The following is a 9,973-nucleotide window of genomic DNA, read 5'->3' as shown; positions in this document are numbered from 1 at the left end:
TTCCAGACCTCGCTGCTGGTCGGTGCGGGTCTGGACGGCCCGTCCGGCTTCGAGATCGCGCCCGACGGGCGGATCTTCGTGCTGGAGCGCACCGGCAAGATAAAGATAGTCAAGAATGGCCAGTTGCTGCCCGAGCCATTCGCCGATCTGCCGTCCGAGGCGTCCGGTGACCGTGGCCTTATCGGAATTGCCTTCGACCCCGATTTCGGTGTGTCGAACCACCACGTGTACTTCTATTACACCGGCCTTGACCTGCTCAATCGCCTGGTCCGATTCGACGCGTCCGGCGACGTGGGCACCAACGGTCCGCTCACGATTTTCCAGACCCAGTCGCCGTCGCAGTTGCTGCATGTCGGCGGCAGCATCCGCTTCGGGCCGGACGCAAAGATGTACTTCGCCGTCGGCGACAACGGCTACCCGCCCAACGGGCAGGACCTGAGCAACCCGCACGGCAAGATCCTGCGGATCAACAAGGACGGCACGATCCCGACCGACAACCCGTTCTACGGGCAGCCGGGCAAGGTGCAGGCCATCTGGGCGTACGGCTTCCGCAACCCGTGGCGCTTCCAGTTCGACGGCGCCACCGGCGAGTTGTACGGCGGGGACGTCGGCAACTACACCTGGGAAGAGCTGAACCACATCGAGAAGGGCGGCAACTACGGCTGGCCCACGCACGAGGGCATGTGCACCGCGAACTGCGCGGGCTTCACCGACCCGATCCACACGTACAACCACAACGGCGGGGGCGCGGCCGTCACCGGCGGCCCGATCTACCGCGGCGACATGTTCCCGCCGGAGTACCAGGGCAGCCTGTTCTTCGGCGACTACTCGGCCGGGTTCATCAAGCGGGCGGTGCTGGACGCGGCCGGCAACGCCACGTCCATCGTGGACTTCGACACCGCGGCCGGCAGCGTCGTCGACCTGAAGGTCGCGCCGGACGGCTCGCTGTACTACATCACCTACTACCCCGGCCGGCTCTACCGGATCGGCTACGAACTCGGCAACCAGGGACCGAGCGCGACCGCCACCGCCGACGTGACCAAGGGCGTGGACCCGCTGACCGTGCGGTTCTCCAGCGCCGGCAGCACCGACCCGGACGGCGACCCGCTGGCGTACGCGTGGGACTTCGGCGACGGCACCACCAGCACCGAGGCCAACCCGGTGAACGTGTACGAGGACATCGGCGTGTACACCGCGACGCTGACCGTGTCGGACGGGCAGGGCCACACGGCACAGGCGGTGCCCCTCGTGATCCAGGTGGGGGTCGCGCCGACGGTGACCGTCGCGGCCCCGGTCGACGGTGCGCTGTACCGGGCCGGCGACACCATCACGTACAACGCGTTCGCCACCGACGCGGCCGGCTTCGACCTCAACGACGCCGCCATCAAGACGGACGTGCTGCTGCACCACAACACGCACATCCACCCGTTCGTCGGGCCGCTGACCGGCCGCGCCGGCTCGTTCACCATCCCGGTCACCGGCGAGGCCGCCCCGGACACGTGGCACGAGATCCTGGTGACGGCCACCGACACGAACGGGCTGTCCACCACCCGGTCGGTGGCGATCTTCCCGCGCACGTCCACGATGACGTTCGCGTCGTCCCCGCCGGGCGTCCTGCTCGGCCTGGACGGCGTGCCGTACGCCGCGCCGCACACGGTGGAGGGCGTCGAGGGCTTCAAACGGGAGATCTCGGCGCCGCCGACCACCACCGGCCCGGGCGGCGTGCCGTACCACTTCACCGGCTGGTCCGACGGCCGGTCGATCCGGCACTTCATCACCACGCCCGAGTCCGACACCACCTACACCGCGACGTACGCCCCGTCGGGACCGTGGACCGGGCAGTACTTCGACAACCGGAACCTGGCCGGCACGCCCGTACTCGTGCGGGAGGATCCGGTGATCGACTTCCTGTGGTCGACCGCGGCGCCCGGCCCCGGCGTGCCGAAGACAGCTTCTCGGCGCGCTGGACCAAGTCGCAGTACTTCGCCGAGGGCCGCTACAAATTCACCACCGCCACGGACGACGGTGTGCGCCTCTCCATCGACGGCGAGCGCGTCATCGACGGCTGGAACGACCAGAGTGGACAGGTTTACACGTACGTCGCCGACCTGGGCGCCGGCGAGCACGACCTGACGATGGAGTTCTACGACAACGCGGTCGACGCCACCGCGAAGCTGAGCTGGGAGACCACGCCCGACCAGCCGAGCGACACGTTCACCGCGCAGTACTGGAACACGCCCGGGGCGGGCACGGCCCCGACCATCCCGGCCGGCACGCCGGTGCTGACCCGCGACGAGCCGGAGGTCAGCCACGACTGGGGCGACGGCTCGCCGGCCCCGCCGTCGACGCCGACCACTTCGTGGCGCGCTGGAGCCGCGTCGTCAACCTCACCGCCGGCCAGTACGCCTTCACCACGACCACCGACGACGGCGTGCGCCTGTACGTCGACGGACAGCGGGTCATCGACCACTGGGGCGACCAGGGCCCCACCCCGTACACGGCGAGCATGGCGCTGGCCGGCGGCCCGCACACCGTGGTCATGGAGTACTACGAGAACGGCGCCGGCGCGGTGGCTCGGCTGGGTTGGACGAAGACCGCCGACCTGCCGGCGCCGGCCGACTACCAGGCCGAGTTCTGGAACACGCCGGGCGCCGGCTCCGGGCCCGCCGTGCCGACCCGGGCACCCGACCTGACGCGCACCGACCGGGCCGTCGACTTCGACTGGGGCGAGGGCTCGCCCGACCCGCTGATCATGCCGGACCGGTTCGTCGCCCGGTGGACGCGCACGGCCCTGCTGCCGGCCGGCATCTACCGGTTCAGCGGCGCCAGCGACGACGGCGTCCGGGTGTACGTCGACGACCAACTCGTGCTCGACAAGTGGCGGGACCAGAACGAGCCGTTCACCGCCGACAAGATCCTGTTCAGCGGCCCGCACACGATCCGGGTCGAGTACTACGAGGGCGCGGCCGGCGCGCTCATGCGCTTCGGGTACGCCCGGGTCGGCGACCTGACCCCGCCGGCCGGCTTCGACGCGGCGTACTACCCGAACACCGACCTGTCCGGTGCGCCCGCGGTGACCCGGCAGGACGAGGACATCGACTTCGACTGGGGCCTCGGCGCCCGGCCGCGGGACTGCCCGTCGACGGCTTCTCGGCGCGCTGGTCCAAGACCGGGGTGCTCGCGTCGGGCGTCTACACGTTCACCGCGACCGCCGACGACGGCGTACGGGTGATGGTGGACGGTGCCCCGGTCATCGACGAGTGGCGTGGCCAGCCACCCACCACGTTCACCGGCACGGTCGACCTGGCCGAGGGCTCGCACAGCATCGTCGTGGAGTACTTCGACGGCGGCGGCGGCGCGATCGCCAGGCTTGACTACGCCAAGACGGCCGAACTGCCCGCCCCGCCCGCCTTCACCGCCGAGTACTTCGACAACACCACGCTCGGCGGGCCGCCCGTGCTCGTCCGGCAGGACCAGCAGATCGACTTCGACTGGGGCACGGGCTCGCCCGACCCCGCCGTGCCCGCGGACGGCTTCTCCGCCCGCTGGACCAAGACCGAGCAGCTGCCGGCCGGCGGCTACCGGGTGACCGCCACCTCGGACGACGGTGTCCGGGTCTACATCGATGGCCTGTTGGTGCTCGACGGGTGGGGCGACCACCCGCCGACCAGCTACACGCAGGACGTCACGCTCACCGCGGGCGAACACACCGTGGTGGTCGAGTACTACGACAGCGGCGGCGGCGCGCTGGCCCGCGCCTCGCTCACGCGCCTGTAGGGGAGAGAGTCCATGTCGGACCTGTACGCCACGATCGTCGTGCCCTGCCGGCACGAAGAGGGGAATGTCGGGCCGCTGCTCGACCGCATCAAAACCGCCATGAACGGCCACCCGTACGAGGTGCTGTTCGTCGACGACAGCGACAACGACGCCACCGTACAGGCGATCCGTGCGGCGGACCCGAACGCGCTCGTCTTCCACCGCATGGGCGAGCAGCGGTGGGGCGGCCTGGCCGGCGCCGTCATCGACGGCCTGCGCATGGCGCACAGCGACCGGGTCGTCGTCATGGACGCCGACCTGCAGCACCCCCCGGAGGTCGTGCCGGCCCTGCTGTCCACGTTGGATGGTGGCGCGGAGCTGGTGATGGCCAGCCGGTACACCGACGGCGGCGATCCCGGCGGGCTCAGCGGGCCGTTCCGGCGGCTGGTCTCCGGCGCCTCCACCTGGCTGGCCAAGGCCACGTTCCCGATCCGGCTGCGCGGCGTGACCGACCCGATGACCGGCTTTTTCGGGCTCCGGCGCAGCGCGGTCGACGCCGGCACGCTGCACTCCCGCGGCTTCAAGATCCTGCTGGAGATCCTGGCCCGGTACCCCCGGCTGCGCCGCGCCGAGGTGCCGCTGCGCTTCGACAAGCGGCTGAGCGGGGACAGCAAGGGCGACGCGCGGCAGGGCCTGGAGTACCTCAAGCAGCTGCCCCGGCTGCGGGTGGCGACCACGCCGCTGCGCTACTTCGCGACCGCCCGCTTCCGGGACTTCGCCATCGGCGGCGCGGTGGTCGCCGCCGCCGGCGTGGTGCTCCTGGAGGCGCTCGTCCGGACCGGGATGGACCCACTGGCCGCGTTCGGTGTGCAGCTGGCGGTCACGCTCGCGCTCAACTTCTCCTACAACTACCTCGTCACCTGGCGCGACCGGGTGCGGGCCGGGCTGGCCCGGCGGATCTCCTGGTTCCTGGCCACCCGAGGTGCCACCCAGTTCCTGTCCTGGCTGCTCTTCGCCGGGCTGAGCGCCGCCGTGGGACTCCATCACCAGGTAGCCAACGGCGTCTGCCTGGTGATGGCCGCGGCGGTCAACTACTACGTGACCGACAAGGTTGTCTTCACCGCCGGTGCCGCCTCCGCCCGGGGCAGGCGCGTCGCCCGCTGGCTCGTCGCCGGCGCCGCGGCGCTCGGCATCGGCGCCGCCCTGTACGCCGCACACCTGCCCGCGCCGACCGTGCTGGCCGCGTCCCTGCTCGCCGTCGCGCTCTTCAACACCGCGATCGGCGCGCTGGAGGTGCGCTGGCGGCTCTACGGCTGGCGTACCCGGAGGCGGTCGAGCGGATGCGCTGGCCGGCGCCCGACGGCCCGGCGCGGGAGCGGTTCTCGCTGATCGTGCCGGCGCTGCACGAGGCCCAGGTGATCGGCGGGACGCTACAGCGGCTGCTGCACGACGACTACCCGAACGTCGAGATCCTGGTCTCGCTGTGCGAGGGCGACGACGACACCATCGCCGAGGTGCGGCGGGTGATGCGCGACCACGACCCGCACGGCCGGATCCGCACGGTGATCCGGGCGTACGGCCAGTCCAACAAGCCGAGACAGCTCAACGCCGCGCTGGCCGAGGCCACCGGGACCGTGGCCGGGGTCGTCGACGCGGAGGACGACGTGGCGCCCGGCCTGCTGGCCCGGGTCGACGCGCTCTTCCGGCAGACCGGCGCCGACGTCGTCCAGGGCGGCGTGCAGCTCATGACGCTGGGCCGGCGGCCGCGCGACTGGTTCAAGGTGCACAACGTGCTGGAGTACTTCTTCTGGTTCACCAGCCGGATGTTCTACCAGGTGATGTGCGGGTTCGTGCCGCTGGGCGGCAACACCGTCTTCATCCGGCGCGAGCTGATGATCCGGGCCGGCGGCTGGCCGGACAACCTCACCGAGGACTGCGCGCTCGGCGTGCTGCTGTGCACCCGCTACGGCGCCAAGGTCGTCGCCGCGTACGAGCCGGAACTGGTGACCCGGGAAGAGGTGCCGCAGACCATCCACAGTAGATCGCAGGGATCCCTCTTCTGGCAACGGGTGCGGTGGAACCAGGGCTTCCTGTCCATCCTGCTGCAGGGCGACTGGCTCCGCCTGCCCACGCTGCGGCAGCGGGCCCTCGCCGGCTACATCCTCGCCACGCCGTTCCTGCAAGCGTTCTCCGGGCTGCTGCTCCCCTGGCCCTGGCGACCATCTTCGCGCTCAAGGTGCCGGTCGCCATCGCCATGCTGATGTACGCCCCGTTCCTGCCCATCGCCATCACGCTCATGACCCAGGTGATCGGGCTGCGCGAGTTCGGCCGGTCGTACCGGCAGCCGGTGCGGGCCCGGCACTACGTCTTCCTGCTCGTCGGTGCGCCGTTCTACCAATGGGTGCTGATGGGCGCCGCGTTCTGGGCCGTCGTACAACACGTGCAGGGCAACACCATCTGGCACAAGACCGCGCACGGCGGCCACCACCGCGACGTGCCCGCGCTCGTCCCGGCGGCCGCCTGATGACCACCCTGACGCTTCCGGTTGTCCGGACCGAGCCGCACGCGGCGCCCGCCGACAGCTGGCGGGTCAGGGCGATTTCCTGGGTACGCCATCGGCGGCTGAGCCTCGCGATCCTGCTCGCGCTGTTGGCGGTGGTCGGCGTGGTCAACACGTGGAACCTGCACGGCTGGCCCGGACGGATCAACGACGACGAGGCCACGTACGTCGCGCAGGCGTGGGCGATGGTGGCGCGGGGCGACCTCGCCCACTACACCTACTGGTACGACCACCCGTTCCTCGGCTGGGCGATGATCGCCGGGTACGCGTGGGTGACCGACGGCTTCGACCGGGCGCCCAGCGCCATCATGGTCGGTCGCGAGTTCATGGTCCTCACGCTGCTGGCGAGCTGTGCGTTCCTCTTCCTGCTGGCCCGGCGCCTGCGCTTGCACCGGGCCAGCGCATCGGTCGTGGTGCTCCTGTTCGGACTCAGCCCGCTGGCCGTCTACTTCCACCGCATGGTGTTCCTGGACAACCTGGCCACCATGTGGATCCTGGCCGCGTTCGCCATCGCCGCCTCCCCACGGCGCAGCCTCGGCGCGGCATTCTGGAGCGCGGTCTGCATGGCGGGCGCGGCGCTGACCAAGGAGACCATCGCGATCCTGCTACCGGCGCTGGTGTGGCTGCTGGTGCAGCACACCGACCGGCGCACCCGCGTGTGGAACGTCAGCGTCTTCTTCACGACGTTCGGGGCGCTCGTCGCGTCGTACCCGATCTATGCTCTGCTGAAGAACGAGTTGCTGCCGGGCGAGGGACACGTCAGCCTCGGCTGGGCGATCTGGTGGCAGCTGTTCGGCCGGTCCGGCAGCGGGAGCCTGCTCGACACCGGCAGCGGCACGTTCAGCCTGGCGAAGTCCTGGACCGACATCGACCCCTGGCTGCTGCTATCCGGTGTGCTGCTGATCCCGCTCGGCCTGGCCGTACGCAAGCTGCGGCCGATCGCGCTGGCGCTGCTCATCCAGGTGGTGATGATGCTGCGCGGCGGCTACCTGCCGTTCGCGTACGTTATCGCGCTGCTGCCGTTCGCGGCGCTGCTGGTGGGTGGCGCTTTGAGCTGCGTCCGCCTCGCGGCGCCTGCGCGCGATGGCGGCGCGGACGCGGCTGCAGCCGGCAATGCCGTGCTACCCCGCTGGTGGCGGCGTGCCGGCCGGGTGCCCGTCGCCGCGGCGGCGGCGGCCGCCTTCGCCGTATTCGTCGCACCCGCCTGGGCCGGCACCCTCCGCGACCAGTCCACAGTGGATGGCGATGCCGGTTCGCGGGCCGCCACCCGCTGGGTCGTGCAGCACGTGCCCCGCGACGCGGTGGTGATCACCGACGACTACATCTGGATGGACCTCACACTCGCCGGCTTCCAGAATCCGGTGTGGCTGTGGAAGGTCGACCAGGACCCGGAGGTCATGCGGGAGAAGCTGCCGCACGGCACCGCCAGCATCGACTACATCGTGATGGCCGGGCAGGCGGACAGCACGCTCACCGCGCTGCCCACCCTGAAGGACGGCGTGGCCAACTCCGAGGTGGTCGCGCGGTTCGACGAGATCGAGGTACGCCGGGTAACGATGGCCCCGTGACGCCAGTTGTGCGTCGTGGCCCACGCGATCAGATGGCGGTCAGCTCATCGGCCTTCTCCTGCCCGGCGCGCTGAACATCGTCCCCGTACTCGTCCCACTGGCCGCCGTCGGCGGGTTAGCCCTTGTCCTCGGTGGTTCCGTGGTGCATCTGCGTCGCTCCGAGCGCGCGGCGGCCGCGGTGAACCTTGTCTACATCGCTCTGCTCGTGCTCGTCGCGTGGGGACGGTTTGGGCCGTACCAGTTCTGATCCCGATGCGCGTCACCATTCGCCGACCTCGACACCCCGCGTCCTGCAGCCGGCCGGCCACGCCACCGACCGGCTGCTATCGGGCACCGGCAGTCAGGCCAGCCCGATCTGCTGCATGAAGCTGAGCGAGTCCCAGAAGAGGAACTCTTCGTCCATGACGCCGCGCTTGTTCCAGAGCCCGACGGTAACCATGTTCATCGCGAACTTCTTGCCGGTCGGCTGGATGAAGCCGCCGTTGCCGTCCGGCATCGGGCGGGAGAAGGTGCCGTGGGTGACTCCGGTAACCGCGGTCAGGTTTCCCTTCGCGACCCGGATCGGGTGCTCGGAGATCCGGGTGTCCGGCGCCCATACGAACTGGCCCTTCAGGTCAGCGATGTGCTGCTCCAGGCCGTCGGTGTAGTGGCCGTCGGGCCAGTGCACCCGGATGTTAGGTGCGTGGCTCTCCCCCAGGCGGTCCCACTGCTGCCCGGTGTACACCACGAAGTCCAGCTCGTCGAAGGTCTTCAGGTGCTGGTGCTCCTCGCGCGTCAGGTGCTTGGGAAACGGCAGCGACTCGCCGGTCTGCGCCGGGTTGCCGAGCAACGCGGACGAGGTGACGGCGGCCGAGGCAGGCTCGGCGCCGCTCTCGATCGCGGCGATCGCCAACATGCCCAGGGCGGCGGCGCCACCGCCACGAAGGACCGAGCGTCGGTTGATCATGTGATGCCTCCCAGATCGGTCGAGATCCGCTTCTCGACGTCCTGGCCCAATCTAGTTGAGAGTTCAATTGAATTGTCAAGTACGTGGTTTCTCTCACCCCTGAGAGGCCGAGCAGCTTGTCGACCAGGTCCTCGAACGCTTCGGGCGCTTCCGGACCGGCGGCGGGGTGGAACGGCCGATCGAGGTCGATGAGCCGGCGGTAGCGGTCGAGGCCGACCGAGTAGCCGGTGAACATGGATCAGAACAGGCCGTTGCCGTGTGGCAGGTCGGTCTTGATCTCCGGGGTGACGTCCCAGTGTTCGACGATCTTGCCGTTCTCGACGCGGAACAGGTCGTAGAAGGCGGTCGGGGTGGGACCGAAGCGTCCCTCAGCGACGGTCAGGACGAGGTTGCCTTCGGCGACGACCTTGTGCACCGTGTCGTACACCATGCTGATGCCCTGTACGGCCAGCGCGCCGAGGGCGGCCGCCAGGCCGTCGAGGTTGTCGCCGATGCCGGGGTTGTGCTGGTGGTACTGCTCGGTGCTCAGGTAGTCGGTGATGGCGTCGACCTTGCCGGCCTTGAGGACGGTCTCGACGAACCCGACGACGAGTTCGCGGTTGGCGTCGGTCTTGTCCAGGTCGGTGACCTCGGTCGGGCCGTCGGTCTGGGAGCGGCCGGACACGGTCGTGTCCACCACCGGGGCGAGGGCGTCCCAGTGCTCGGCCAGCCTGCCGTCGGCGACGCGGAAGATGTCGAACGCGACGAGCGGGGCGGGGCCGAATCCGTGGTAGGTGCCGTGGAGCGCGACCAGGTCGCCGTCGGCGATGACCCGGTGCAGGTCGTAGCGGAAGCCGTCCGGCAGGTGCTCCACGAGCGCGCGGACGCCGTCGGGGCCGTCGGCGGCCAGGCTGCTGTGCTGGACGTAGTCGGCCGCGACCCACCGGTCGACGGCTGACGGGTCCTGGTCACCGAACAGTTGCCCGGCTGCGGTCAGAACGATGTCCTTGGCGGTCATGACGATCTTCTCCTGTCTCTGGTGGTAGTGCCGCATGTCGGAAACCGCTCTAGGGCGGCGGTCATGCTCAGTGCCGACGACACCGGTCCGCCGGTGCGGTCGTGCAGCAGCAGGCTGGGAAAGGTCCGCGCAGGGTCGAGGCCGAT

General features: G+C 70.1%; 10 protein-coding genes and 2 pseudogenes. 9 read left to right on the top strand and 3 right to left on the bottom strand.

Annotated features, from left to right (window positions below; all coding sequences use genetic code 11):
• Nucleotides 1-12: 12 nt before the first annotated feature.
• Nucleotides 13-1,236: pseudogene (locus Prum_RS55705) on the top strand (PQQ-dependent sugar dehydrogenase); the annotation flags it as partial.
• A pseudogene (locus Prum_RS55700) lies at nt 1,119-2,126 on the top strand (PA14 domain-containing protein); the annotation flags it as partial. The pseudogenes Prum_RS55705 and Prum_RS55700, both read left to right, overlap by 118 nt.
• 17 nt (nt 2,127-2,143) lie before the next feature.
• Here Prum_RS55700 and Prum_RS48745 read toward each other — a convergent pair.
• Nucleotides 2,144-2,356, bottom strand: coding sequence for a hypothetical protein (locus tag Prum_RS48745; RefSeq protein ID WP_173086611.1), 213 nt, complete (start codon nt 2,354-2,356; stop codon nt 2,144-2,146).
• A 3-nt stretch (nt 2,357-2,359) separates the two neighbouring features.
• Here Prum_RS48745 and Prum_RS50595 point away from each other — a divergent pair, with 3 nt between their 5' ends.
• The 7 genes from Prum_RS50595 to Prum_RS48710 are packed head-to-tail and all read left to right on the top strand — an operon-like array spanning nt 2,360 to nt 8,131.
• Nucleotides 2,360-3,232, top strand: coding sequence for a PA14 domain-containing protein (locus Prum_RS50595; RefSeq protein ID WP_218578019.1), 873 nt, complete (start codon nt 2,360-2,362; stop codon nt 3,230-3,232).
• Complete coding sequence (locus Prum_RS50590; RefSeq protein ID WP_246278868.1) at nt 3,175-3,777, top strand: PA14 domain-containing protein; 603 nt, start codon at nt 3,175-3,177, stop codon at nt 3,775-3,777. Before Prum_RS50595 ends, Prum_RS50590 begins: the two co-directional genes overlap by 58 nt.
• 12 nt (nt 3,778-3,789) lie before the next feature.
• Complete coding sequence (locus Prum_RS48730; RefSeq protein ID WP_173086708.1) at nt 3,790-5,145, top strand: glycosyltransferase; 1,356 nt, start codon at nt 3,790-3,792, stop codon at nt 5,143-5,145.
• Nucleotides 5,097-6,017: a glycosyltransferase family 2 protein gene (locus tag Prum_RS48725; RefSeq protein WP_173086706.1), complete on the top strand. Its 921-nt coding sequence runs from the start codon at nt 5,097-5,099 to the stop codon at nt 6,015-6,017. The genes Prum_RS48730 and Prum_RS48725 overlap by 49 nt, the downstream gene beginning before the upstream one ends.
• Nucleotides 5,993-6,280 carry a hypothetical protein gene (locus Prum_RS48720; protein WP_173086704.1) on the top strand — a complete coding sequence of 96 codons (288 nt, stop codon included), beginning with the start codon at nt 5,993-5,995 and terminating at the stop codon, nt 6,278-6,280. Before Prum_RS48725 ends, Prum_RS48720 begins: the two co-directional genes overlap by 25 nt.
• Nucleotides 6,280-7,884, top strand: a complete 1,605-nt coding sequence (locus tag Prum_RS48715; RefSeq protein ID WP_173086702.1) for an ArnT family glycosyltransferase — start codon at nt 6,280-6,282, stop codon at nt 7,882-7,884. Before Prum_RS48720 ends, Prum_RS48715 begins: the two co-directional genes overlap by 1 nt.
• Before the next feature lie 46 nt (nt 7,885-7,930).
• Nucleotides 7,931-8,131 (top strand): DoxX family protein, encoded by a 201-nt coding sequence (locus Prum_RS48710; protein WP_173086730.1) that lies wholly within the window; start codon nt 7,931-7,933, stop codon nt 8,129-8,131.
• Nucleotides 8,132-8,224: 93 nt separating this feature from the next.
• Here the strand turns inward: Prum_RS48710 and Prum_RS48705 are convergent, their stop codons facing one another.
• Entirely contained in the window at nt 8,225-8,830 is a 606-nt protein-coding gene (locus Prum_RS48705) for an ester cyclase (protein ID WP_173086700.1), read from the bottom strand.
• Nucleotides 8,831-9,068: 238 nt separating this feature from the next.
• A complete protein-coding gene (locus tag Prum_RS48700; protein ID WP_173086698.1) occupies nt 9,069-9,827 on the bottom strand; it encodes a nuclear transport factor 2 family protein in 759 nt (252 codons plus the stop codon).
• Nucleotides 9,828-9,973 lie beyond the last annotated feature (146 nt).

The organism is Phytohabitans rumicis (genome assembly GCF_011764445.1).
In the GTDB taxonomy this organism is placed as follows: domain Bacteria; phylum Actinomycetota; class Actinomycetes; order Mycobacteriales; family Micromonosporaceae; genus Phytohabitans; species Phytohabitans rumicis.
The sequence above is the reverse complement of the archived record's forward strand: the minus strand, read 5'-3'. Positions and strand labels throughout refer to the sequence as shown.

Bases quoted from the DNA above. Each gene is read 5' to 3' on its own strand.
- Prum_RS48730 (WP_173086708.1), top strand. From the start codon at position 3,790: ATGTCGGACCTGTACGCCACGATCGTCGTGCCCTGCCGGCACGAAGAG.
- Prum_RS48725 (WP_173086706.1), top strand. From the start codon at position 5,097: ATGCGCTGGCCGGCGCCCGACGGCCCGGCGCGGGAGCGGTTCTCGCTG.
- Prum_RS48715 (WP_173086702.1), top strand. From the start codon at position 6,280: ATGACCACCCTGACGCTTCCGGTTGTCCGGACCGAGCCGCACGCGGCG.
- Prum_RS48705 (WP_173086700.1), bottom strand. From the start codon at position 8,830: ATGATCAACCGACGCTCGGTCCTTCGTGGCGGTGGCGCCGCCGCCCTG.
- Prum_RS48700 (WP_173086698.1), bottom strand. From the start codon at position 9,827: ATGACCGCCAAGGACATCGTTCTGACCGCAGCCGGGCAACTGTTCGGT.